This is a genomic window from Acinetobacter sp. SwsAc2, assembly GCF_013391465.1.
GTDB classification, from domain to species: domain Bacteria; phylum Pseudomonadota; class Gammaproteobacteria; order Pseudomonadales; family Moraxellaceae; genus Acinetobacter; species Acinetobacter johnsonii.
The window spans coordinates 1-23,228 of the sequence record NZ_JACBEZ010000018.1 but is presented as its reverse complement, the minus strand read 5'-3'; the positions used below and the strand labels follow the sequence as shown (position 1 = coordinate 23,228).

At 41.6% G+C, this 23,228-nt stretch carries 23 protein-coding genes and 1 pseudogene; 14 read left to right on the top strand and 10 right to left on the bottom strand.

Features of this window, described 5'->3' with window-relative positions; translation table 11 throughout:
• The first annotated feature begins 50 nt into the window (after window positions 1-50).
• Both HYI04_RS09510 and HYI04_RS09505 read left to right on the top strand, forming a co-directional pair.
• Complete coding sequence (locus tag HYI04_RS09510) at window positions 51-1,052, top strand: adenosine deaminase (protein WP_010327140.1); 1,002 nt, start codon at window positions 51-53, stop codon at window positions 1,050-1,052.
• 54 nt (window positions 1,053-1,106) lie between these two features.
• Window positions 1,107-1,469: a hypothetical protein gene (locus tag HYI04_RS09505; protein WP_078389496.1), complete on the top strand. Its 363-nt coding sequence runs from the start codon at window positions 1,107-1,109 to the stop codon at window positions 1,467-1,469.
• A gap of 26 nt (window positions 1,470-1,495) precedes the next feature.
• Here the strand turns inward: HYI04_RS09505 and HYI04_RS09500 are convergent, their stop codons facing one another.
• The gene (locus HYI04_RS09500; RefSeq protein WP_159152877.1) at window positions 1,496-2,050 is read right to left on the bottom strand and encodes a cytochrome b; all 555 of its coding nucleotides are present in this window, start codon (window positions 2,048-2,050) and stop codon (window positions 1,496-1,498) included.
• A 236-nt stretch (window positions 2,051-2,286) separates the two neighbouring features.
• Here HYI04_RS09500 and HYI04_RS09495 point away from each other — a divergent pair, with 236 nt between their 5' ends.
• The 3 genes from HYI04_RS09495 (at window position 2,287) to rnhB (ending at window position 3,815) form a co-directional block, all read left to right on the top strand.
• Window positions 2,287-2,664 (top strand): hypothetical protein, encoded by a 378-nt coding sequence (locus HYI04_RS09495; RefSeq protein ID WP_159152878.1) that lies wholly within the window; start codon window positions 2,287-2,289, stop codon window positions 2,662-2,664.
• A gap of 266 nt (window positions 2,665-2,930) precedes the next feature.
• Window positions 2,931-3,164, top strand: a complete 234-nt coding sequence (locus HYI04_RS16930; protein WP_228276868.1) for a hypothetical protein — start codon at window positions 2,931-2,933, stop codon at window positions 3,162-3,164.
• A gap of 63 nt (window positions 3,165-3,227) precedes the next feature.
• Window positions 3,228-3,815 (top strand): ribonuclease HII, encoded by a 588-nt coding sequence (rnhB, locus tag HYI04_RS09485; protein ID WP_159152879.1) that lies wholly within the window; start codon window positions 3,228-3,230, stop codon window positions 3,813-3,815.
• A 48-nt stretch (window positions 3,816-3,863) separates the two neighbouring features.
• Here rnhB and csrA read toward each other — a convergent pair whose 3' ends face one another.
• From csrA to alaS, 3 genes are all read right to left on the bottom strand, one after another.
• On the bottom strand, window positions 3,864-4,118 hold the full coding sequence (gene csrA, locus HYI04_RS09480) for a carbon storage regulator CsrA (RefSeq protein WP_004982340.1): 255 nt from the start codon (window positions 4,116-4,118) through the stop codon (window positions 3,864-3,866).
• Between the two features lie 273 nt (window positions 4,119-4,391).
• A complete protein-coding gene (locus HYI04_RS09475) occupies window positions 4,392-5,672 on the bottom strand; it encodes an aspartate kinase (RefSeq protein ID WP_005400573.1) in 1,281 nt (426 codons plus the stop codon).
• 350 nt (window positions 5,673-6,022) lie between these two features.
• The gene (gene alaS, locus HYI04_RS09470; protein ID WP_178896094.1) at window positions 6,023-8,713 is read right to left on the bottom strand and encodes an alanine--tRNA ligase; all 2,691 of its coding nucleotides are present in this window, start codon (window positions 8,711-8,713) and stop codon (window positions 6,023-6,025) included.
• A gap of 392 nt (window positions 8,714-9,105) precedes the next feature.
• Between alaS and gap the strand changes: the two genes are divergently transcribed.
• Together gap and HYI04_RS09460 are read left to right on the top strand one after the other, a co-directional pair.
• The gene (gene gap / locus HYI04_RS09465) at window positions 9,106-10,140 is read left to right on the top strand and encodes a type I glyceraldehyde-3-phosphate dehydrogenase (RefSeq protein WP_178896093.1); all 1,035 of its coding nucleotides are present in this window, start codon (window positions 9,106-9,108) and stop codon (window positions 10,138-10,140) included.
• A gap of 113 nt (window positions 10,141-10,253) precedes the next feature.
• Entirely contained in the window at window positions 10,254-10,559 is a 306-nt protein-coding gene (locus tag HYI04_RS09460; RefSeq protein ID WP_159152881.1) for a hypothetical protein, read from the top strand.
• Window positions 10,560-10,568: 9 nt separating this feature from the next.
• On the opposite strand, the gene HYI04_RS09455 is transcribed toward HYI04_RS09460, so the two are convergent.
• Complete coding sequence (locus HYI04_RS09455) at window positions 10,569-10,868, bottom strand: AzlD family protein (RefSeq protein WP_004696169.1); 300 nt, start codon at window positions 10,866-10,868, stop codon at window positions 10,569-10,571.
• Complete coding sequence (locus tag HYI04_RS09450) at window positions 10,865-11,611, bottom strand: AzlC family ABC transporter permease (protein WP_178896092.1); 747 nt, start codon at window positions 11,609-11,611, stop codon at window positions 10,865-10,867. Before HYI04_RS09450 ends, HYI04_RS09455 begins: the two co-directional genes overlap by 4 nt.
• A 163-nt stretch (window positions 11,612-11,774) precedes the next feature.
• On the opposite strand from HYI04_RS09450, the gene HYI04_RS09445 reads away from it, so the two are divergent.
• The gene (locus HYI04_RS09445) at window positions 11,775-12,230 is read left to right on the top strand and encodes an Lrp/AsnC family transcriptional regulator (RefSeq protein WP_125273521.1); all 456 of its coding nucleotides are present in this window, start codon (window positions 11,775-11,777) and stop codon (window positions 12,228-12,230) included.
• A gap of 88 nt (window positions 12,231-12,318) precedes the next feature.
• On the opposite strand, the gene HYI04_RS09440 is transcribed toward HYI04_RS09445, so the two are convergent.
• On the bottom strand, window positions 12,319-12,831 hold the full coding sequence (locus tag HYI04_RS09440; protein ID WP_159152883.1) for a hypothetical protein: 513 nt from the start codon (window positions 12,829-12,831) through the stop codon (window positions 12,319-12,321).
• 429 nt (window positions 12,832-13,260) lie between these two features.
• On the opposite strand from HYI04_RS09440, the gene HYI04_RS09435 reads away from it, so the two are divergent.
• From HYI04_RS09435 to HYI04_RS09420, 4 genes are all read left to right on the top strand, one after another.
• On the top strand, window positions 13,261-14,427 hold the full coding sequence (locus HYI04_RS09435; protein WP_159152884.1) for an ATP phosphoribosyltransferase regulatory subunit: 1,167 nt from the start codon (window positions 13,261-13,263) through the stop codon (window positions 14,425-14,427).
• Between the two features lie 69 nt (window positions 14,428-14,496).
• Window positions 14,497-15,816, top strand: coding sequence for an adenylosuccinate synthase (locus HYI04_RS09430; RefSeq protein ID WP_004696178.1), 1,320 nt, complete (start codon window positions 14,497-14,499; stop codon window positions 15,814-15,816).
• Window positions 15,817-16,016: 200 nt separating this feature from the next.
• On the top strand, window positions 16,017-16,322 hold the full coding sequence (locus HYI04_RS09425) for a hypothetical protein (RefSeq protein WP_004696180.1): 306 nt from the start codon (window positions 16,017-16,019) through the stop codon (window positions 16,320-16,322).
• 186 nt (window positions 16,323-16,508) lie between these two features.
• Window positions 16,509-17,282, top strand: a complete 774-nt coding sequence (locus tag HYI04_RS09420; protein ID WP_004982314.1) for a M48 family metallopeptidase — start codon at window positions 16,509-16,511, stop codon at window positions 17,280-17,282.
• A gap of 126 nt (window positions 17,283-17,408) precedes the next feature.
• On the opposite strand, the gene HYI04_RS09415 is transcribed toward HYI04_RS09420, so the two are convergent.
• Together HYI04_RS09415 and crp are read right to left on the bottom strand one after the other, a co-directional pair.
• A complete protein-coding gene (locus HYI04_RS09415; RefSeq protein WP_159152885.1) occupies window positions 17,409-18,458 on the bottom strand; it encodes an NADP(H)-dependent aldo-keto reductase in 1,050 nt (349 codons plus the stop codon).
• 201 nt (window positions 18,459-18,659) lie between these two features.
• Entirely contained in the window at window positions 18,660-19,367 is a 708-nt protein-coding gene (gene crp, locus HYI04_RS09410) for a cAMP-activated global transcriptional regulator CRP (protein WP_178896091.1), read from the bottom strand.
• Window positions 19,368-19,514: 147 nt separating this feature from the next.
• Here crp and HYI04_RS09405 point away from each other — a divergent pair, with 147 nt between their 5' ends.
• Both HYI04_RS09405 and clpB read left to right on the top strand, forming a co-directional pair.
• A complete protein-coding gene (locus tag HYI04_RS09405; protein ID WP_004982311.1) occupies window positions 19,515-19,937 on the top strand; it encodes an OsmC family protein in 423 nt (140 codons plus the stop codon).
• Window positions 19,938-20,325: 388 nt separating this feature from the next.
• Window positions 20,326-22,905 (top strand): ATP-dependent chaperone ClpB, encoded by a 2,580-nt coding sequence (clpB, locus tag HYI04_RS09400; protein WP_178896090.1) that lies wholly within the window; start codon window positions 20,326-20,328, stop codon window positions 22,903-22,905.
• 203 nt (window positions 22,906-23,108) lie between these two features.
• On the opposite strand, the pseudogene HYI04_RS09395 reads toward clpB, so the two are convergent.
• Window positions 23,109-23,228, bottom strand: a pseudogene (locus tag HYI04_RS09395) (IS30 family transposase); the annotation flags it as partial.

Below are 23,228 nucleotides of genomic sequence, written 5' to 3'. Positions count from 1 at the left end.
AGGGTGTAAACTCAGTTTACGCCCTTTTTTATTTTTAAAGAGGAAAAGATATGAGTCAATTGGAGCTCATTCGTGCTTTACCAAAAGCTGAATTGCATGTGCATATTGAAGGGACATTTGAGCCAGAACTCATGTTTGCAATCGCACAGCGTAATCAAATAGACATTCCTTATATGTCGGTTGAAGAAGTGAAACAGGCTTATAATTTTCACAATCTGCAATCATTTTTAGACATTTATTATGCAGGTGCAAATGTACTGATTCATGAGCAAGACTTTTATGACTTGGCTTGGGCATACTTTGAAAAATGTGCCGAAGATCGTGTAGTGCATACCGAAATGTTCTTTGATCCACAAACGCATACTGACCGCGGTATTGCTTTTGAAACAGTGATTAATGGTCTGCAACGCGCATGTGATGATGCCAAGGCAAAATTTGGCATTAGTTCGCATTTGATTATGTGTTTCTTGCGTCATTTAAGTGAAGAAGCAGCCCTTGAAACTTTAGCACAGGCATTGCCGTATAAAGATCAAATCATTGGTGTAGGCTTGGACTCAAGCGAAGTTGGGCATCCTCCTTCAAAGTTTGAACGTGTCTTTGCTAAAGCGCGTGAAGCAGGCTTTTTAGTGGTTGCGCATGCGGGTGAAGAAGGTCCAGCAGAATATGTGTGGGAAGCTTTAGATTTGCTTAAAGTGAATCGTATTGACCACGGTGTGCGTTCTGAAGAAGATCCTGTATTAATGCAGCGTTTGATCGCAGAGAAAATGCCACTGACCGTTTGTCCGCTCAGTAACTTAAAGTTATGTGTCGTTGACGATATGGCACAGCACAATATCCGCCGTTTGTTGCAACAAGGTGTGCAAGTAACAGTAAATTCAGACGATCCATCGTACTTTGGTGGTTATATGAATGATAACTTTATTGCCATTACAGATGCGTTAGACTTAACAGCAGCTGAGCTAAAACAATTGGCGTTGAACTCTTTTGAAGCGTCGTTTATTTCGGCAGAAGAGAAGCAAAAATGGGCGGCTGAAATTGTAGCCATTGCTTAATCTAATGTCCTTTTAAAGACAGAGTTCGCTCTGTCTTTTTTATGTGAGGTCGATATGAAAAAAATCATTGCATTGCTTGTGGTTATTTTTGTGCTCTTTGCAGTTTATTTGCTCAAAACGGATATTGGGTTAACGCAAAAACTACTAAAGCCAGTGGTGGTGTATCAGTGCGGTGTCGAGCTTGAAGCGACAAGGCTGTGGAAAGTCAGTACAGCATTGCTTGGTGAAGAGAAAAAGAATCAGCTCCAAACGCAAATCTGTGGTTGCGTGGGTGAAAATGCGTTAAACGATATTCCAGCAATAACTTTGTTGCGCGCAGTGGTTGATGAACAAGTCAAAAAACAGGTGGTCCAACAGGGTGTGTTGAATACGCTGAAAGGATGTGTGGTGGATGAAGTCCTAAAAGCAACAGATTGATGCTTTTAGGCTAATTCAACTTGGTCTTACTTTGCTTGTTTGGTCATGCTATTTAACACATTATCTTTATCAATAAAGTGGTGTTTCAGTGCTGCTGCAATATGACCCACTAACAGCAATCCTGCAGCCCATGAAATCCAGATATGTAAAGGTTTTACGATTGCGAGTAATTCAGGGTTGTCTTGTACTAAACGGGGAATTTCAAAAAGGTACAATACAGGCGCAGGGTGCCCAGCACTCCAGCTAAATAAACAGCCAGTAATTGGCAAAGCCAACAAAATGAAATATAAAGCCAAATGACCGAGGTGTGCCATTTTTTGCATGAACGGTGACATACTGTCTGGAAGTTTGGGTGCAGGGTGGGTATAGCGCCAAAAGATACGAATCACCACCAGAAAAATAATCGTGGTTGCAATGTTCTTATGTAAGGTAATGACATCCCCTTTAAAGCTACCGTCAGCATCATAGCTGAGGAAGTTTCCGCTATAAAAACCAATCAGCCAAGCAGCAATAAAGATAATTGCCATGAGCCAATGCAGAATTTGAGCAGTACGCGTGTAATGGGTATTTGCCGAGTTCATTAGATTCACATCCATTTTTATGTTGCGCTATTTTATAGAACTATAGATAGGTCAAAAATGTAGTAGATGCAACATAGCGTTGATATTCTGCAACGCTGCACAGACCAATGGTGCATGACTGATTTAAAACTGTGCAATAAGCGAAAGATATTAAAATGGCATGGAAATAGTGTTTCCGTAAACAGTAAAGTTTCGGCAAAATACGCGCACTTTAACTGTTATAAATGGATAACTCCGTGAAAAAAATGATTGCAGTGCTTGCTCCTTTGGCTTTGATCCTTTCGGCTTGTACAACGACTGATATGGCAACGACCAATACGACGACCACCACGCAACAACTAGGTACAGCAGCGCTTAAAATTGCCATTAATGCAAAATGTACGACTGAGTTGAATAATCTACCAGCATGGAAAACAGCAACCAAATTTATGACGGCTGACCAAAAAACCGAAATTCAAACCGAAATTTGTGGTTGTGTCAGTGAGAAAGCCCCACAAAATATTACGGCTGTCGACGTGGCAACAGCGGCTATTGATCCTGCAGCGCGTACAACTATTATTAGCAATGCAGTAACCAAAACCATCAATGCATGTGTGGCTGAAGTGGTTAACTAAGTTCTAATACATCAAAGCAGCGGGGGTATGCCTCGCTTCTTTGCAGTTTTTTTGTACTTTTTGGCATTTATCTTTTATATTAATCTGAATAACAACAATTGAAGCCTAATTTCTTTTACAACAAAGGGTGTGTCTGTATGAAAAATGATAAGTTAATACTTTCTTTGCTTGGATCGCTTATGCTTTCTGCCTGTGCGTCGAATCCTTTGTCTGGCTCAGATGATGATTGAATCTCGGCCATTAAAATGGCGTCACATGCAAAGTGTATGGATGAAATCGAAACTAATCCGACATGGATTGTGGGTAGTAAACTGTTATCTGAAGACCAAAGGCAGAAGAAAAAACGCGAAGTTTGTAATTGTGTAGGGGATAATTCGCCGAAGGTGTTATCTAAAGAGCAGTTGGCTTTGGCTGCTATTGATCCCAAAGCAAAGGCAACCTATAGCGCTTTAGCGGCAACAAAAACAACAGCCACATGCGCCTCTGAAATGCTAAACTAAGCCGAATAAATTGTTAAGTTTTTAAAATGGCTGTTGATCAGTCATTTTTTATGAGAGTAGAAAATGCAAATTGCAGGTGCAGATGAGGCAGGGCGCGGCCCTTTGGTGGGTTCAGTGGTCGCTGCTGCGGTAATTTTAGACCCGAATAACCCAATACAAGGGTTGAATGATTCCAAAAAATTGACTGAAAAAAAACGTGAAAAACTTTTTGTCGAAATTCAGGAAAAAGCATTAGCATGGGCCATTGCTGAGGCGAGTGCTGCTGAAATTGATGAGATCAATATTCTACAAGCATCTTTACTTGCGATGCGCCGTGCGGTTGAACAGCTTGCAATACAGCCTGAACATGTCTTGGTCGATGGTAATAAAATTCCACAAGGCTTGAGTATGAGCTGTGAGGCAATTGTGGGGGGAGATGCTTTACATGCTGAAATCTCAGCGGCGAGTATTTTGGCCAAAGTGACACGTGACCATCAAATGATTGAGATGGATCGAAAATATCCTCAGTTTGGTTTTGCCAAACACAAAGGTTATCCAACCAAAGCGCATTTTGAAGCGATTGCTGAATATGGGATCATCGACGAGCATCGTCGTAGTTTTGGGCCTGTAAAGAAAGTGCTCGAGGCGCTTGAGCAAAAAGAGACTGTATAAAAATTTAAAGCGGCCAATCGGGCCGCTTTATATCTGAATGTTTCAATCTTAACGATTGAAATTATTCTGCTGTGCACCTTCATCTTCAAATGCAGGCTGGTAGTCCTGATCAAGATGTTGAAGATGTTCATGCATTGCACGTTCATGCTGAATGCGTTGATAAATCTCTTCACGATGTACAGATACTTCTTTGGGAGCATTGACACCAATACGAACTTGGTTGCCTTTGACACCAAGTACAGTAACACTTACTTGATCCCCAATCATTAATGTTTCACCGACGCGTCGGGTCAAAATCAGCATGTTTATCTCCTTGCAAAACGCTAAACCTGCAGTTGTACTAAAGTAAAATACATAATTTTTTGTATTTAAAAAAATTTAAACAAATGTTTAATACAACCGCATGACACTTGAATTTTTAGATATCTAGTGACATTAGGTATAACATTCATCTAAATTTAAGAAAGCCTCGGGCTTAATATAACAGAGCCACTATAGAAAAAACTATAGTGGCTCCTGATTTTTGTAGTCTTTTGCAAAAACTGTCAGACAATGACAAGTTTTTCGCAAGATTGCTTAAGCACGTGCGCTTGATTCACCATGTTCACGGTCTAAACCGAAAGCAGTGTGTAGAGAACGTACAGCAAGTTCTAGGTAGTTTTCTTCAATAATCACAGAAATTTTGATTTCTGAAGTTGAGATCATCAAAATGTTGATGCCTTCATCAGCCAAGGCAGTAAACATTTTACTTGCAACACCTGCATGTGAGCGCATACCCACACCTACGATTGAGACTTTAACAATGTCATCACGTGTAGCAACTTCGCGCGCACCAATGGCTTGAGCGGTTTCTTGAAGAATTTTTGTTGCTTTTGCAAGTTCGCCACGGTTTACCGTGAAAGTGAAGTCAGTTGTACCATCTTCTTCAACATTTTGGATGATCATATCCACTTCAATGTTGGCATTACCAATTGGCGATAAAATTTTAGATGCAATGCCTGGTTCATCAGGAACACCTAGAATCGTAAGTTTAGCTTCGTCACGGTTAAATGCGATACCAGAGATAATTGGTTGTTCCATGTTGTCTTCCGCCTCAGTGGTGATTAGTGTTCCGACGTTCTTTTTAAATTCTTCGTCGAATGCGCCATCATCGTCATTATCAAAACTTGATAATACGCGTAAAGGCACTTGGTATTTTCCTGCAAATTCAACTGAACGAATTTGTAGAACTTTTGAACCAAGTGATGCCATTTCCAGCATTTCTTCAAATGAAATACGGTCTACTTTTTTCGCTTTTGGTGCAACACGTGGGTCAGTCGTATAAACGCCATCTACATCTGTATAGATTTGGCATTCATCTGCTTTTAATGCCGCAGCAAGTGCTACACCCGAAGTATCTGAACCGCCACGGCCGAGCGTGGTGGTGTTACCATCGGCATCAAAGCCTTGGAAACCAGCAACCACAATCACACGACCAGCATCTAAATGCGCAGTCATGGTATCGGTATCAATCGACTCGATACGTGCTTTGGTAAACGCATTGTCCGTTTTGATCCCGACTTGGCGACCCGTAAGTGACTTAGCTTCAACGCCAATAGAATTGAGCGCCATTGCTAACATTGAAATCGTTACCTGTTCACCCGTAGAAACCATTTGGTCTAATTCTCGTGGGTCAGGGGTTTCGGTAATGGCTTTCGCTAAAGCAAGTAGACGATTGGTTTCGCCACTCATTGCTGATACAACCACTACAACCTTGTGGCCGTGGTCATGCCAACGCTTTACACGACGAGCAACATTTAAAATGCGCTCTGGAGTACCCATAGAGGTACCGCCATATTTTTGAACGATTAATGCCATAACTATCCTTACCAAGTAAATAAGTCTAAAGACTTAAAGCACTTACATATATTTGAAGCCAACTGCGCTGAGCAGCCCCAAAATACCACGCAGCTCCTAAATTGCAATCAGTTAATGCAATTTAATGGGATACTTTGTGTCTAATCTTGAAGATATCAGGACCAGACTCTTTCTTGTGATTTGCCATCTGTTTATAGAGTGGAAAATCTGTGTATTTCAGCGCCTTGGCGCATTCAATATTTGCTTAAGATAACTGTGCATTTTGTATACATTTACAGCAGAAATTTAAGCAGAGAAGAATAGGGCGGAAACCCATCATTTTATGGGTTTCCGCTGTAAGGTTTTTGGCCTTATTTTTCAAGCCATGCAGTCAGGCTGGTCATTACAGATGCAAGTTTGTCACTGTAAGGTGCGCCGCCTTGAGCCATGTCCGGCTTGCCGCCGCCTTTACCGCCAAGCTCTTGACCTAAGTGCTTGATGATGTCGCCAGCTTTTACCGCGCCAGTAAACTCTTTTGCTACAGAAGCAATTAAGCTTACTTTGTCGGCATCTACAGCAGCAATCACAATCACAGCATTGTCTAACTTAGATTTAACACCGTCGTGCAGGTTGCGAAGTGATTTAGCATCCACACCATGAACAGTGGTAATCAATGTTTTGCGGCCAGCAATCTCTTGAACTTGACTTAATAACTCAGCTGCTTGGAAGCTAGCCAATTTTTGGTTCAATTGTTCAATTTGCTTTTGCAGGCTAGATGCTGTTGAAGCTAAAGATTCCACTTTTTCTAAAGTTTGATCTTTTTGCGCTTTCAGCAAATCATTGATTGCGTGAATGTCGCGATCCGCTTTTTGTGCTGCTTCAACTGCTTTTGTGCCAGTAACCGCTTCAATACGGCGAACGCCAGCAGCTACACCGCCTTCAGAAGTGATCTTGAACAAGCCGATATCGCCAGTACGTTTAACGTGAATACCGCCGCAAAGTTCGATAGAGAAGTTTTTCTCCTCAATGATTGAACCCATTGAAAGTACACGTACTTCATCACCGTATTTTTCACCAAACAGCATCATTGCGCCTTTTTCTTTGGCAGCATCGATGTCTAAAAGTTCAGTTGAAACAGCAGTGTTAGCAATCACTTCAGCATTGACAATACGTTCGATTTCTTGAATTTGTTCAAATGAAACAGGTTGATCATTCGCAAAGTCAAAACGAAGCAATTCACTTGCAACCAAAGAACCTTTTTGCTGTACATGCGTACCCAATACTTGGCGAAGCGCTGCATGCAGAAGGTGAGTTGCAGAGTGGTTGCGCGCAGTTGCATCACGCAAATTTGCTTTAACAATGGCTTCTACAGCTTGAGCAGCTTTTAGGTTGCCCATGGTCACGATGCCTTGGTGTACAAATGCGCCGCCAGATTTTTTGGTGTCTTGAACTTCAAAAATACCTGTGTCATTTTTGAAAATACCCGTGTCACCAATTTGACCACCGCTTTCTGCATAGAACGGGGTTTGGTTCAGTACGATGAGGGCTTCGTCACCTTCAACGACTTCATCAACTTGTTCGCCATCTTTATAGATCGCGATAATTTGACCTTCGCCAACCGTTGCATCATAGCCGTCAAACTGAGTTTCGCCTTCAACTTTAACAACAGAGTTGTAGTCAATTGCGAATTTACCTGCATCACGTGCACGTTGACGTTGCGCAGCCATTTCAACTTCAAAGCCAGCTTCATCAATGGTTAAATCACGTTCACGTGCGATGTCAGCAGTCAGGTCAGTTGGGAAACCGTAAGTATCATACAGTTTAAACACCACTTCACCTGGAATCACAGAACCTTTCAGTTGAGCCAATTCACCTTCAAGCAATTTCAAACCTTGCTCTAGAGTTTTAGCAAATTGTTCTTCTTCTTTCAGCAGTTGCGCTTCAATACGTACTTTCTGTGCTTCAAGTTCTGGGTAAGCTTGACCCATCACTTCAATTAAAGGTTGCAACATTTTATAGAAGAATGAGCCTGTTGCACCCAGTTTGTTACCATGACGAACTGCACGACGGATAATACGGCGCAGTACATAGCCACGGCCTTCATTTGATGGGTTTACACCATCAGCAATTAGGAATGAACATGAACGTGCGTGATCCGCAACCACTTTAAGTGATGCAGGATATTGAACTGGTGTACCTTTTTCGCTAGCTTCTGCTTCAAGTGCAGCGGTATCTAAACCAATAATTTCAGCGGCTGCTTTGAGTAAGTGTTGGAACAGGTCAATTTCGTAGTTTGAGTTAACGTGTTGTAAAACAGCAGAAATACGCTCTAAGCCCATACCTGTATCAACAGAAGGCGCCGGAAGAGGGTGTAATACGCCGTCTGCAGTTCGGTTAAACTGCATGAAAACGTTGTTCCAGATTTCAATGAAACGGTCGCCATCTTCTTCAGGTGTGCCCGGTAAGCCACCCCAAATATGGTCGCCATGGTCAAAGAAGATTTCAGAACATGGACCACATGGACCTGTATCACCCATTGCCCAGAAGTTATCTGATGCGTATTGACCACCTTTGTTGTCGCCAATACGAATAATACGGCTAGCATCTAAACCAATTTCTTTGTTCCAGATGTCAAATGCTTCGTCGTCAGTGTGGTAAACCGTTGCGTAGAGTTTGTCTTTAGGCAGTGCTAACCAAGCTTCGCCAGTGAGGAAATCCCATGCAAATTTGATCGCATCACGTTTGAAGTAGTCGCCAAATGAGAAGTTACCTAACATTTCAAAGAAGGTATGGTGACGTGCGGTATAACCGACATTGTCTAAGTCGTTGTGTTTACCACCTGCGCGGACACATTTTTGTGAAGACACTGCACGTACATAATCACGTTTTTCTAGGCCTAAGAAACAATCTTTAAATTGGTTCATACCCGCGTTGGTAAACAACAAAGTAGGGTCGTTGGCGGGAACTAGAGAACTCGACGCGACACGTGTATGCCCTTGCGATTCAAAGTAGCTTAAAAAAGCTTCGCGAATTTCAGCTGATGTCATAAAACGAGTACTCACAACCAAGTCACTCCATAATTTCGATTTGGCTAATAGTAGCTGAAGAAAGTCTTATTCTAAATACGCTGACTTCAGATACTGGCTTAAAAATTTTAAAACGCCAAATTATAACGGAAAAAGGATGTTGCACCAATCACTTTAAGGCGAATTGATGACATTTCTATGTATTCGATAGTTCTAAGATTTTGCTTGTTATTGTTGGATATTTATATCATTTCATGGAAATGAGTTGATTAGTGCGAGGTGGTCAGGTCGGTCAATTTATCACTTAAGGCTTCATATTCATCATCTTCACTGATGGATGATAGAAAAAGAAAGCTTAACCAAATCTGTATAAATCCATTAATATAAGCCTGCTTTATCTTTCATCATTTTATACATAAGGGCAAGTCATGCAACGAGTGGCGATAAATGGATTTGGTCGAATCGGACGTAATGTACTTCGCGCTTGGTTTGAAAATCCAAAGAACTTTCAGTTTGAAATCGTCGCGGTAAATGATGTAGCAGATGTAGAAACCTTATTGCATTTATTTAAATATGACACCACGCATGGGCGCTTTCCCGGAAAAGTCGATTTAAGTTATGAAAATGAACGTATTTATCTGCATTTATCAAATAATCAAGCACAACTTAAAGTTGAAGTCTTACGTCAGGAAAACCCGCAAGATTTGCCTTGGGCAAGTCTCCATGTAGACGTGGTTCTAGAGTGCACAGGTTTATTTCGCTCGCGTGAAGCGGCAACAGGGCATATCAGCTCAGGTGCAAAGCGCGTGATTATTGGTGCGGCACCTTTTGACTCAGTTGATGCAGCCATTGTGTATGGGGTGAATCACCATGAGGTCAAAGCCAGTGACCAAATCATTTCTAGCGTGTCATGTACCACGCAGGCCTTAGTGCCTTTAGTTAAAATCATTGATGATGCTTTTGGAATTGATACTGCGCTCATGACCGAAATTCATGCAGTGACTGCCGATCAGTCTGTATTGGATCATGCGCATCGTGATTTAAGACGTGCTCGTGCTTCAGGTCAAAATATTATTCCCACCACATCGTCAGCCCTCGGTGCTTTAAAACAAGTCATGCCGAAAATGGCCGATCGTATCGATGGTTATTCGATTCGTGTGCCAACGATTAATGTGGCGGCGATTGATTTAACTTTTATTTCACAAACTCCGATTACCGACCATAAAATTAATGAAGTGCTGATTCAGGCGGCGAAGTCAGACTACCGTGAAATTATGGATGTGACGGATGAACCTTTGGTGTCTTCGGATTTTAACCATTCACCCTATTCACTCATTGTTGATTTAACGCAAACCATGGTGGTGGGGCATCAAGCCAAAGTCTTTGCGTGGTATGACAATGAATGGGGCTATGCAAACCGCTTATTAGATTTGTGTGAATCTTTTAGTGCGTCAACCACCTAAAGATCTTTATTTTTAGGCATCTTTTACTCTGAAAACAAGATGATAGGCATAGACCGAATACAGACTTGTGGTTATCATGAATTCATAAACGAAAATAATGTAGAGTGGTGCTTATGTTGATCTTAATTTGGGGATTTATTTTGCTGTTGGCGGTCGCTGTCGTATTTTTAATTTGGTTTCAATTTAAAAATCAGGCAGATAAAACCGATCCAAGCGTAGAGCAAAATCAACTGCAAGAAAAAGTACATCATCTTGAAGAAAATTTAAAAAAGACCTTGGAAATTATGCAAGATCTTGCAAAAAAGATGCATGTGCAACAGGAAGTGATCGAGCAGACCACGTCTAAGTTACAAAAAGTTGAGCTACAAAACGCTGAATTGGTGAATATTCTCGCTAAAGCTGTACAGCCTGGACGCTAAAAATTAAGTTTAAATGAGCACGGTACGTAATAATGCTGCGCTCAGCATACTAATCACAACGGTTGGTAAGAGTGAAAAGCGTGAAGCTGCAATTAAAGTGATGGCAATGGCGAGTAGGTCTGCGACATTGTCTTTGACAAAATAAGGTGCAATTACTGAAATAAGTACGCAGCCTGGAACAACTTCCAAAATTTTTCGTTGTTTGTTGCTTAAAGTTTTATTTTTCAGCAAAACATAGCCCAATATACGCGTCAGATAAGTGGTTGCTGCGACTAATAAAATTGCGACAAGTGTAGTGCTGTGGATCATAGCTCATCCTCCTGAATAAATAAGAAGGCAGAGGCGATGCCACAGATTGCACCAATAGGTACATACCAACCCGTCGGTAAATATAAATAAGCAATGGCCGCACTGATGAGACTGACGAGCCAAGGGCGTGCCGAACTGAATCCTTTCCACATACCACGCAGTAAAACCAAAAATACTGCAGCAAAGGCCATATCAAATCCATAACGGTGAACATCGCCTAGCAAAGGACCAAGAATGGCACCTAAGCTGGTAAAACTGACCCACATCAAGTACAGAGCAAAACAGATGCCTGCGTAGTAGGACATGTTAAAGGCCTGTTGTAACCCAAATCTTTTCTTCTTTTCTGCATCGGCAAGCGCTGCGGCCCAACTTTCATCACACATGAAAAACAGGGCAGGGAAAACCTGTCGATTCGGCAAATGGCGTAAATAGGGCACGAGACTTGCACCCATGAGTAAGTGACGGCTATTGACTAAAAAAGTAATGAAAATTAAAACGAGAAAATTTGGTGGATTGGTCCAGACCTCCAGCACAGCAAACTCGGAACCGCCCGCAAAGTTTAGACCAGTAAATAATGGAACTTCTAAATGGCTAAAGCCTTTTTGACTGGCTTGTGTTCCTAAGACCAAAGCAAAAGGAATAATGCCCAGCAGCATGGGGATAGATGTTTTAATACCACGTTTAAACTCGACGTAGTCTGTGGAGTCATTGAGTTCTTGAGTCGTATTTCTAAGGGAGAACATTTTAAATCGCCTATGCGTGCTAGGTTTTGGTGCAGTAGGTGAATAAGTTTAGGCTTTTTCCGAAGATATTTTTTGCTTTATTTAGCTTAATATAGAGTATGTTTGGAATAATATGCTGTGATTACTTAAATGTGAGCAAAATTATGCTTTAAGGATGGAATTTATGGATCAAACAGATAAACGTATATTACAAGTACTACAAGTTGATGGAAAACTTCAAAATAATGAGTTGGCTCAGCGTATCGGACTGTCTGCCTCACCGTGTTTAAGACGAGTAAAACAACTAGAAGAAGACGGGATTATTCGGGCTTATGTGGCTTTGGTTGATCCAGCTAAGGTGAATCTGCGATTGACCGTTTTTGCACGCATTTGGCTAAAAAGTCAGGATCCGCAAACGGTGAACCAATTTGTTGAATCGATTCGTGAAGTTCCTGAAGTGGTCGAGTGTCATTTAATGGCAGGGGATTGTGATTTCTTTTTACGTATTGTGGTTGCAGACTTAGACGCCTATCGACAGTTTCAAATCCATCGCTTGAATAAAATCCCCAATATACAAAGTATTAAAACAGAAATTCCATTACAAAATATCAAACAAACCACAGAATTGCCGATTTGGTAGCTCAAAAGTTGATAGCGAAATTGCCCGTGAATGTGACAGCATGACTCAAAGTGATAGGACTTGTACTCTAGTCATGCTACTTAGGGTGTTATGACTCTTCGTTTAAAAAGCCTTCTTTAATTTCTTTAGGCAGATCTGCGTGCCACCATGCGTAAATACTGGCTTTAATTTCTTCATCTTCTTCAGGGTCATTTAGAGGTTCATCATCTTCACGAATCAGTTCATCACCTTCAAATTTGAACCAAAACTCCCAAGGATCATCATCACCGCAACCCCATGCTTGCGCATGGATGTCTGGAAGCAATGCTTTCAGGAAGAACAAAATCGCTTCCATGAACTCATCACCTGATGAACCATGGACAAAGTGTGCGATGGAATAACCCGCGAGGGAGTATAGTGATTCAGGACCTAAGTCAAACTCGATATTATCGACGGTATTTAAAATATCTTTGGCCAGTTCAGCACCATGTTCTGGATTGATGTCACAGACTAAAGCTGAAAATTGACTCGCATCGCCGCGATGTTCTTGAAATAATCGGTCTAACTTTGACATGATTTGAGCATCTGCATGCTTGTAATATAAGTTGCTGTGCATTTCCATCGAATTTTCCCCAAGTAAAAAATATGTGATTAAAAGTGCTATCTGTATAGCGCCGTTGTATTTATTCTTGCTGTCAAATTGAGCTGAAGTATAAAAGAATGTGCCTTTTGTGCAAGTGTCGATATAATTGGAAATAAAATATAAAACAAAGTCTTATATGAATTTTTCCAATCTGTGCGGAGCACTAGGATGAGTTAATATTATTGATTATGATACTTGGGCATTGTCTAAAGACATGTTTTGAATGGCTCGCTCAAAATCGGTCAGAATGTATAAACTTGTTAACGATGACATCGAAACGATAAATTAAATTTTCCGAAATTGTCTAATGCATAGCACATTGTATCGTGATAGACTAAGAGAAATCGGGTGTGCCCCGATTTTTTTATGCGGATTCGTTCCGCGCAGACAAGATTTTAGGTTTACAACATGCCCATTTCAGAGACATGGTTATTACCTGATGGTGTAGCTGATGTACTACCAGAACAGGCGCAAGTGATTGAAACTTTGCGTCGTCAAGCATTAGATTTCCTCGCAACTCGAGGTTATCAGTTGGTGTACACGCCATTCATTGAATACATCGAATCGTTATCTTCTCTTTCAGAATCGAATCAAGATTTAGACTTAGCCACTTTTAAAGTGATTGATCAGCTTTCTGGTCGTTTGCTTGGTGTACGTGCCGATATGACACCACAAGTGGCTCGTATTGATGCGCATGTACATCCAGTGGAAGGCGTTGCTCGCTATTGCTATGCAGGAACAGTTCTGCATACCAAACCACAGGGCTTTAATACTACGCGTACACCTTTGCAGTTAGGTGCTGAGCTATTCGGTTCAGACAGCATCGATGCCGATGTTGAGCTGATCGATGTGATGATCAGCCTGCTTGAAAAAACAGGTTTTGCAGACGGTATCCATTTGGATTTAGGCCATGTGGGCTTATTCCGTAGTATGGTGAAAGTTGCAGGTTTAAACAAAGCGACTGAACGTCAACTATCTGATTTATACCAACGTAAAGCTCTGCCAGAATTGGCTGAATTTACTCAAGATTTAAACTTTGGTGCTGACTTTTATACTCTAGGTCGTTATGCAAGTGACTTAGCTGCCTTGCAAACACATTTAAGTGCAGAAGTCATTGCCGATGCTGAATTTAAGCAAGCTTTTGATGCATTAAAAACCACTCAATCTGAGATTCAAGTACGTTGGCCAAATCTTCAGATGGGTATTGATGTGGTTGAGCTACGTTCGTATCACTACCATACGGGCTTAATGTATGCCGTTTATGCACCAAACCGTGCTGCGCCATTGGCACAAGGTGGACGTTATGACGGAATTGGTGAGCACTTTGGGCGTGCGCGTCCAGCAACGGGCTTTAGTTGTGACTTATATGCACTTAGTGCAGGTCGTTTTCAGCAAAACAGTCTTGTGGTTGCACCCAAAGGTACTCAAACAGATTTGATCCAAGCGATTGAACACACGCGTGCTCAAGGCATGAGCGTGATTCAACTTTTGGGGCAGGATGATTTAACTACGCTTCCATATGCAACGCACCAGTTGGTGAATGTTGCAGGTCAATGGACTGTAGAACAGATTTAATCACTTCTTCAGGTAAGCTAAAACCTGAGAAGTTCTTCAATTTTAACAGCATGATGCAATGAGGCTATTATGGGCAAGAATGTTGTGGTACTCGGTACCCAATGGGGCGACGAAGGTAAAGGTAAAATCGTCGACCTGCTCACAGATCAAGCGGCTGCGGTCGTTCGTTATCAAGGCGGACATAACGCAGGTCATACACTTGTCGTTGGTGGTAAGAAAACTGTATTACACCTCATTCCATCTGGTATTTTACGTGAAAACGTACTGTGCTTAATTGGTAATGGTGTAGTGCTTTCTCCTGAAGCGCTCATCAAAGAGATGGACATTCTTGAAAAAGAAGGCGTGCCAGTTAAAGAGCGTCTACGTATTTCTCCGAACTGTCCACTGATTTTGCCAAACCATATTGCACTTGACCAAGCGCGTGAAATCAAACGCGGTAATGCGAAAATTGGTACCACTGGTCGTGGTATTGGCCCTGCGTATGAAGACAAAGTTGCACGCCGTGCAATTCGTGTTGCAGACTTGGTTCGTGGTGGCGAGCATCTTAAAGCTCAGTTAACTGAACTTCTTGAGTACCATAACTTCCAATTAACACAATTCTACGGCGTAGAAGCAGTTAAATTAGAAGATGTACTTGCGCTGTGTGATCAATGGCGTGAAGTGGTTGCACCACTTGTGATTGATGTCACTACAGAGCTGCATAATTACCGTAAAAACGGTGACAACATCATGTTTGAAGGTGCTCAAGGTTCACTTCTAGATGTTGACCATGGTACATATCCGTATGTAACGTCTTCAAACACAACTGCTGGTGGCGTAAGCTCAGGTTCTGGTTTGGGTCCATTACATCTTGATTATGTATTGGGTATTACCAAAGCGTATACTACGCGTGTAGGTGCGGGTCCGTTCCCAACTGAGTTGGTTTATGACGCTGCAAATGACGTAGGTGATGCGATTGGTAAGCACTTAGGGACTGTAGGTTCTGAATTTGGCGCTTCTACGGGTCGTCAACGTCGTTGTGGTTGGTTCGATGCTGAAATCCTTCGTCGTTCTGTAGACGTAAACTCACTTTCAGGTATTTGCTTAACTAAACTTGACGTTCTTGATGGTTTAGAAGAAGTGAAAATCTGTGTAGGTTACGAAGCAGCAGATTCTGGTTGTGTTGGTTCTTCTGATGCGCTTGCATTTGAAACTTTAAAACCAATTTACGAAACAATGCCAGGTTGGTCTGAGTCTACCTTTGGTGCGAAATCAATGGATCAATTGCCACAAGCAGCTATCAACTATGTAAAACGCATTGAACAATTAATCGAATGCCCAATCGATATCATTTCTACAGGTCCAGACCGTGAAGAAACGATTGTTTTACGTCATCCATTTGACGCTTAAGCGATAAGGCATTGAATAAAAACCCTGTCTCGTACAGGGTTTTTTTATTTGTGTGGTACATCTGTACATGCGCTTGACAGATATTGATTTAAGCTGCTGAGATGGAATGATTTTCCCGACTAAAGTTGCATGAATAAGCACGACATAGTGTATAAGTGCTTGTTAGAATAAAATGCACAATAAACAGATGAGCAGGCAGGATGCAAAAGAATATCGCGGGAACTATTTTTTACTCACTACTTTTTGCTATGGGTGGTGCACCAACAATCGCGATGATGATTATTCAAGGGCAAACCACCGATCCAGACGTGATTTATAGTGCGCTCATTGGATTGTCTGTGATTATTGCTTGTATCTTGGTGCCAATCATTCTGCTCCAAAATGCATTTCTGTTTGCAAAGCGTAAAAGTGCGACCCTTGAGGAAAAAATTGAACCCTTAAGCCACCTGTATTTGGGTTTAAATATCCTGTGTTTGGTTTATTGGCTTTTAATTCAGTTTATGTAAGTAGGTTTAAGGTGGCGTGTAGATAAGGCTTTACCGCTGAAATTTGGCTTATTGTACTTAATTGTGAAGATATTTTTACATAATTGCTATGATAAAACGCGGTGATGATATTTAACACTTTAAATCTATTCAATATAATTCAGCACATTATGTAAAATGCTTTGAGATGGATGGAGTTAAGCAATAATGAAAAATAAAATATTAATGAGTTTGTGTGCAGCAAGTGTGGTTACCATTTCAGGTTGTGCAACTTTTGCGGAAGTGGCAGGTGCAGACACTGCAACATTAAATGCAGCAGCAACCCAAGGCTTCAACAAAACAGTGAATGAAGCGCGAAGCACAAAGACCTTAGATACCTCATCTACGACCTATAAGCGTATTTATGGTGTATTCAATCGCTTGAAGCCATATGCCGATCAAATGAACCAAACTGGAACGAAATTTGACTGGCAGTTGGCGGTACTTAAGTCAAATCAGGTCAACGCCTATGTTGCACCTGGTGGTAAGGTGGTGTTCTACACAGGTATTGTCGATAAATTGAACCTAACGGATGCTGAAATTGCAGCGGTGATGGGACATGAGATGGTGCATGCTTTAGAAGAGCACTCGAAGAGTAAGGTTGGTGCGCAGGCATTAACGGATTTGGCATTGGGCATTGGTTTAAGTGCAGCAGGTGTAGGTCAAACGGGTTCAGCAGCAGCGCAGCTAGGTAGTCAAATTGGTATTGGTTTGCCTTACTCACGTAGCCTAGAAAGTCGTGCAGACCAAGGCGGCTTAATGTTGATGGCTAAAGCAGGCTATAACCCTCAAGCCGCAATTAGTCTGTGGGAAAAAATGAATAAGCTTGATGGAGCAGGCGGTTCTTCATTCCTGTCGACACACCCGTCAAATAGCCAACGTATTGAAGCAATGCGTAAGAACTTAGCCGCTGCTCAAGCGGTTTATAATCAAAGACGTTAATTTGTTTTTGAGTAAAAAAGGACGCCATGGCGTCCTTTTTTATTGTCAGTTGATGATTTTGAAAATCATCAATTATTTGTGACAGGTGAAGTCGTACTTCAGCTGAACAGCTAATATAAGAAATATCTATGGCGCAGGATTAGGTTGTTGCTGATGAATAGCTTGAATACCCTGTAAAACATCTTCGGATAAATCAATCTCAAAAGCTTGAATATTTTCTTTCAACTGGTCTAAGTTGGTTGCCCCAATAATCGTACTGGTCACAAAAAATTGCTGCTTGATGAAGGCTAAAGCCAGTTGTGTCGGCGTTAAACCATGCCGTTCAGCTAATTGTGCATACTGTTCCGTAGCCCATTCACTCTCTGGGTTGCTATAACGACTAAAACGGCTGAAAAGCGTCACGCGAGCATTCGCTGGGCGTGCACCATTGCGGAATTTACCTGTGAGATAGCCAAAAGCGAGTGGGGAATAGGCGAGTAAACCAACGCCTTCATATTTCGCAATTTCTGACATACCAATTTCATAAGTACGGTTCAATAGGCTATATGGATTTTGCACACTGACAAATTTAGACAGGCCGAGCTGTTCTGCAATTTGTAGAAACTTCATGGTGCCCCATGGTGTTTCATTAGATAAGCCAATATAACGAATACGTCCTTTTTGAATCTCTGCTTCTAGTGCTTGTAGTGTTTCTTGCAAAGAGGTCACGGTTTGCGTGTTATGAGCTTCACTGTTTTCATAGCCTAATTTGCCAAAAAAGTTGGTTGGACGTTGTGGCCAGTGTAGCTGATATAAATCGATATAATCGGTCTGTAAACGCTTTAGGTTGCCATCTAGGGCAGTAGAAATGTCGGTTGCATTAAAACGAGTCTGTCCATCACGAATATGACTACCACCTTGAGATGGCCCCGCAATTTTAGAGGCTAGAAATAACTTGTCCCGACCGCCGCGCTGGGCAATCCATTGACCAATAATACTTTCGGTTGCACCTTGGGTTTCAGGTTTTGGAGGAACAGGGTACATTTCCGCAGTGTCCCAAAAGTTAATGCCTTGCGCTAAAGCATAATCAAGTTGTTCAAAGGCTTCAGCTTGAGTGTTTTGCTCACCAAAGGTCATGGTGCCGAGACAAATTTCAGGAACCAAAACGCCTGTATTGGCTAAGGGTTTAAATTGCATTCAACATTTCCTTTTATGGACTGCACTTTTTCGGTCGAATTAGGTTACACAGTTATGCCCAGTAGGTTAAATCACTATTTTTACAAAGTTTGTCATGATTTTGTCAAAGCAGGATTTAGTGAAAACAGCAATAGATTTAAAGACATAAAAAAAGCAAATCCTAAGATTTGCTTTTGGCTGTATCAGCTACGAAGAAAAGTCTTATTCTTCGTCTTCATCGTCATCAGCATTCGCTTTTGACTCTTCTAAGGAGGCATCAAAAATTAAGATGGCTTTACCATCAGTTTCGATCATGCCTTGCTCTTCGAGTGTTTTCAAAACACGACCAACCATTTCACGTGAACAACCGACAATACGTCCAATCTCTTGACGCATAATACGAATTTGGCGGCCATTTGGTAAAATCATCGCTTCAGGCTGCGAAGATAGGTCGATTAGGCAACGTGCAATACGACCTGAAACATCGATGAATGCAAGGTCAGTCACTTTACGAGTAGTATTTTTTAGACGGCGTACCAGCTGTGCAAATACTGCATAGCTCAGGTCAGGGTATTGTTTGCTGAGTTCATGGAAGTTTTCATAAGTCACTTCAGCAATTTCGCAGACATCACGGGTACGCACTTCAGCAGTACGTTGTGAGTTTGCTTCGAATAGACCCATTTCCCCAAAAAAATCACCCGCATTTAAATAAGCGACCACGATTTCACGTTCATCGTCTTCACGCAGAATAATGGAGACCGAACCTTTTAAAATCAAATATAAAGATTTAGATTCTGAGCCTGCATCTACGATGGTGGTACGCTTAGGATAACGATTAATATATGCGCGTTTTAATAATGCTTTGACTGACTCGGGGAGTTGACCTGGAGACAGCGCATCAGTGCTTAATTGTGAAAAGCTTGAAGTCATGCTAACGGTTCCGAAAATGGATAAAATATAGATCGCACAGACCTAGGGTGAACTTGTCACACAGTCAGAGCTGAAATTCCTTATCAACTCAATTTATGTTAGTGTACAGTCACTTCGTCAATCTATAGCTTTTTTTAGGTACTTGCAATGCAAACAACTGTTCATTGGTTAGAGAATGTTGCTTTCGAAGCAAAAACTCAAAGTGGTCACAGTGTTATCATGGATGGATCGCCAGAATATGGGGGTGAAAACCGTGGTCCAAGACCAATGGAATTGATCCTGACAGGACTGGGTGGTTGTGCCTCTTTTGACATCGTAACCATACTGAAAAAATCACGCCAAGAAATTACCGATGTACGCTGTGAACTCAAGGCAGAACGGGCAGATAGCATCCCTGCAGTGTTCACAAAAATCCACTTACATTTCGTGATTACGGGTCATGCGGTGAAGGAAAAACAAGTCGCAAAAGCTGTGGAATTATCGGCAGAAAAGTACTGTTCTGCGAGCAAAATGTTGATGGATGGTGGGGTTGAAATCACCCATGATTTTGAGATTATTGAAGCAAATTAAACGCTGACTTTTAAGTCATTTTAGGCTGATCTAGTGATCGGCTTTTTTCATGCTTCACGCTTTTGTTTTGATTCCGTAAACTGGGACACAATTCATCACACGAATAAATAGAAAAATGCGTTGCTTGTTTGGTTAATAATTGATCAAATGATTTTGGTTGTCACTTATTGATAGGTCGTCGTGGTCTTTAATATAAATAATGTGAGTTGGCGCTTGAAAATAGGGCTTATAAGGCCCATCTTATAACCGAGTCTTATGAGTTTATTATCAAGATAAACTAATGAAAAATAAGTTAAAATGTAGAAAAATTAATTAAATTTGAATTGAATTTTGAGCAATTGTTCCCATATATCCATCAAGTTCGAAATTTGTTGTGAGGAAAATAAGAATGCGATTTGAAAAATTCACAAACCGCTTACAGCAAGCTCTCTCAGATGCTCAATCACTTGCAGTGGGGAAAGACCATACCTCAATTGAAGGTATTCATATCTTATCAACATTGTTAGATGAAACCTCCAATCTGAGTTTGTTGCAACAAGCGGGTGCCAATTTACCTGCTTTACAAAGCAAATTAAAACAAGCACTAGCTGATGCACCAACACTGACGAATCCTACAGGGGATGTCAACTTAAGTTCAGAGGCAGTCAAAGCACTGAATTTGGCAGATAGCTTCGCGCAAAAAGCAGGCGATGAGTTTTTGTCTACCGATTGGGTGATGCAAGCCTTAGCCGAAGTGGGGGCAACTAAAACGCTACTCAACAGCGTGGGCGTGCAAGCAGAAAGCTTACGCAAAGTCATTTTAAAAATTCGAGGTGATGAGAAAGTCATGAGCAACAATCATGAAGATCAACGTGATTCTCTGAATAAATACACCATTGATTTAACTGAACGTGCACTGGCAGGTAAGTTAGATCCTGTGATTGGGCGTGATGATGAAATTCGTCGTACCATTCAAGTTTTGTCGCGTCGTACCAAAAATAACCCAGTGTTGATTGGTGAACCAGGGGTGGGTAAAACAGCCATTGTTGAGGGCTTGGCACAGCGGATTATTAACCGCGAAGTGCCTGAAAGCCTACAAGGTAAACGTGTTTTATCCTTAGATTTGGGTTCTTTGCTTGCGGGTGCTAAATACCGCGGTGAGTTTGAAGAACGCTTAAAAGCAGTACTGAAAGATTTGTCTAAACAAGATGGTGAAGTCATTTTGTTTATCGATGAATTACATACGTTGGTGGGCGCAGGTAAAGGCGATGGTGCAATGGATGCAGGCAATATGCTCAAACCTGCTCTGGCACGTGGTGAATTACGCTGCGTTGGTGCAACCACATTGGATGAATATCGTCAGTACATTGAGAAAGATGCTGCGCTAGAGCGTCGCTTCCAAAAAGTGTTGGTCGATGAGCCAAGTGTGGAAGACACCATTGCGATTTTACGTGGTCTGAAAGAGCGTTACGAAGTGCACCATGGTGTGAAAATTTTAGACTCTGCCATTATTGCAGCAGCGAAAATGTCGCATCGTTATATCACCGACCGTCAATTGCCTGATAAAGCAATTGATTTGATTGATGAAGCGGCTTCTCGTATCAAAATGGAGCTGGACTCTAAGCCAGAAGCTCTGGATAAACTTGAGCGTCGTTTGATTCAATTGAAACTGCAACTTGAAGCAGTGAAAAAAGATGAAGATGTCGGTAGTCGTGCGGAAGTCGCACATCTTGAAAAGCAAATTAGTGAAGTTCAACATGAATACAATGATTTAGAAGAAGTTTGGAAAGCTGAAAAAACCTTAGTTGAAGGTACCAAACAAGTCCAAGCCGAATTGGATCAGGCGCGTATTGCACTTCAAAAAGCGCAGCGTGAAAACGACTTGGGTGAAATGTCGCGTCTTCAGTATGGTGTGATTCCAGAGTTGGAAAAACGTCTCAATGAAGAAGAAGTCGTTGAGGAAAAAGAAGAGCCGAAACTACTGCGTAACAAAGTCACTGACAATGAGATTGCAGAAGTCGTTAGTGCTGCTACGGGCATTCCAGTGGCTAAAATGATGCAAGGTGAACGTGAGAAACTTCTCCATATGGAAGAGTTCTTACATAACCGTGTCGTCGGGCAGGATGATGCTGTGGTTGCAGTATCCAATGCGGTTCGTCGTTCGCGTGCTGGCTTATCTGATCCGAACCGACCAAGCGGCTCGTTCTTATTCTTGGGCCCAACTGGTGTTGGTAAAACAGAGTTGACTAAAGCACTGGCAAACTTCTTGTTTGATAGTGACGATGCCATGATTCGTATCGACATGTCCGAGTTTATGGAAAAACACTCTGTCAGCCGTTTGGTGGGTGCGCCTCCTGGTTATGTCGGCTATGAAGAAGGTGGTGTGCTAACCGAAGCTGTACGTCGTAAACCGTATAGTGTCGTGCTGTTCGATGAAGTGGAAAAAGCACACCCCGATGTGTTTAACATCTTGCTCCAAGTGTTGGATGATGGTCGCTTAACGGATTCGCAAGGTCGCGTGGTTGACTTTAAAAATACTGTGATCGTCATGACATCGAATTTAGGTTCGAGTGATGTGCGTGAGTTGGGTGACAATCCTTTGGATGAAGAAGTGCGAGCAGTGGTGATGAATGCCGTGACGCAACATTTCCGTCCAGAGTTTATCAACCGTATTGATGAGTTAGTGGTTTTCCATTCACTCAAAAAGGCGCAAATTCGTGGTATTGCGGATATTCAATTGGATCGTTTACGTGATCGTTTGGTTGAAAAAGATATGCGCTTAACGGTGGATGATCAAGCCTTTGACTTATTGATTGACGCTGGTTTTGACCCTGTATACGGCGCACGCCCATTGAAACGTGCCATCCAGCAACAGGTTGAAAACAACTTAGCGCAAAAAATATTGTCGGGTTACTATGTGGCTGGAGACAATATTATGATCACTGCACATGATGGTCAGTTGAGCTTTGATAAGGTGAAAATGAGTTAATCATTTACATGGTTTATTGAAACTAAAAAACCCAGCTTCGGCTGGGTTTTTTATTGCGTGATAGAAATGTTAAAAGATGACACTTTTAAGCAAAAATGTGACGTAAGTTTTCACATTTATGTGATAGGTATGGCATCTAAGTGATTTATTTGCAAAACAATTATCTTTATTTAAAGATTCTCTTTATAATTTATTTGGCGGATTCAAGCGGCAAGTGCAACAGTATAAAAACCAGCCATAACTTCACTCGGTGTATGCCAACCTAGTGTTTTTCTAGGACGATGGTTGAGTGCAAATTCTATCTGCTCTATTTGTTCGTTTGA

Coding starts and splice junctions, on each gene's coding strand:
- HYI04_RS09475 (WP_005400573.1), bottom strand. CDS start 5,672: ATGGCATTAATCGTTCAAAAATATGGCGGTACCTCTATGGGTACTCCA.
- HYI04_RS09505 (WP_078389496.1), top strand. CDS start 1,107: ATGAAAAAAATCATTGCATTGCTTGTGGTTATTTTTGTGCTCTTTGCA.
- HYI04_RS16930 (WP_228276868.1), top strand. CDS start 2,931: ATGGATGAAATCGAAACTAATCCGACATGGATTGTGGGTAGTAAACTG.
- HYI04_RS09455 (WP_004696169.1), bottom strand. CDS start 10,868: ATGATCCACAGCACTACACTTGTCGCAATTTTATTAGTCGCAGCAACC.
- gap (WP_178896093.1), top strand. CDS start 9,106: ATGCAACGAGTGGCGATAAATGGATTTGGTCGAATCGGACGTAATGTA.
- crp (WP_178896091.1), bottom strand. CDS start 19,367: ATGACTTCAAGCTTTTCACAATTAAGCACTGATGCGCTGTCTCCAGGT.
- HYI04_RS09460 (WP_159152881.1), top strand. CDS start 10,254: ATGTTGATCTTAATTTGGGGATTTATTTTGCTGTTGGCGGTCGCTGTC.
- HYI04_RS09445 (WP_125273521.1), top strand. CDS start 11,775: ATGGATCAAACAGATAAACGTATATTACAAGTACTACAAGTTGATGGA.
- HYI04_RS09430 (WP_004696178.1), top strand. CDS start 14,497: ATGGGCAAGAATGTTGTGGTACTCGGTACCCAATGGGGCGACGAAGGT.
- rnhB (WP_159152879.1), top strand. CDS start 3,228: ATGCAAATTGCAGGTGCAGATGAGGCAGGGCGCGGCCCTTTGGTGGGT.
- HYI04_RS09435 (WP_159152884.1), top strand. CDS start 13,261: ATGCCCATTTCAGAGACATGGTTATTACCTGATGGTGTAGCTGATGTA.
- HYI04_RS09405 (WP_004982311.1), top strand. CDS start 19,515: ATGCAAACAACTGTTCATTGGTTAGAGAATGTTGCTTTCGAAGCAAAA.
- HYI04_RS09510 (WP_010327140.1), top strand. CDS start 51: ATGAGTCAATTGGAGCTCATTCGTGCTTTACCAAAAGCTGAATTGCAT.
- HYI04_RS09425 (WP_004696180.1), top strand. CDS start 16,017: ATGCAAAAGAATATCGCGGGAACTATTTTTTACTCACTACTTTTTGCT.
- HYI04_RS09440 (WP_159152883.1), bottom strand. CDS start 12,831: ATGGAAATGCACAGCAACTTATATTACAAGCATGCAGATGCTCAAATC.
- HYI04_RS09420 (WP_004982314.1), top strand. CDS start 16,509: ATGAAAAATAAAATATTAATGAGTTTGTGTGCAGCAAGTGTGGTTACC.
- csrA (WP_004982340.1), bottom strand. CDS start 4,118: ATGCTGATTTTGACCCGACGCGTCGGTGAAACATTAATGATTGGGGAT.
- HYI04_RS09500 (WP_159152877.1), bottom strand. CDS start 2,050: ATGAACTCGGCAAATACCCATTACACGCGTACTGCTCAAATTCTGCAT.
- HYI04_RS09415 (WP_159152885.1), bottom strand. CDS start 18,458: ATGCAATTTAAACCCTTAGCCAATACAGGCGTTTTGGTTCCTGAAATT.
- clpB (WP_178896090.1), top strand. CDS start 20,326: ATGCGATTTGAAAAATTCACAAACCGCTTACAGCAAGCTCTCTCAGAT.
- HYI04_RS09450 (WP_178896092.1), bottom strand. CDS start 11,611: ATGTTCTCCCTTAGAAATACGACTCAAGAACTCAATGACTCCACAGAC.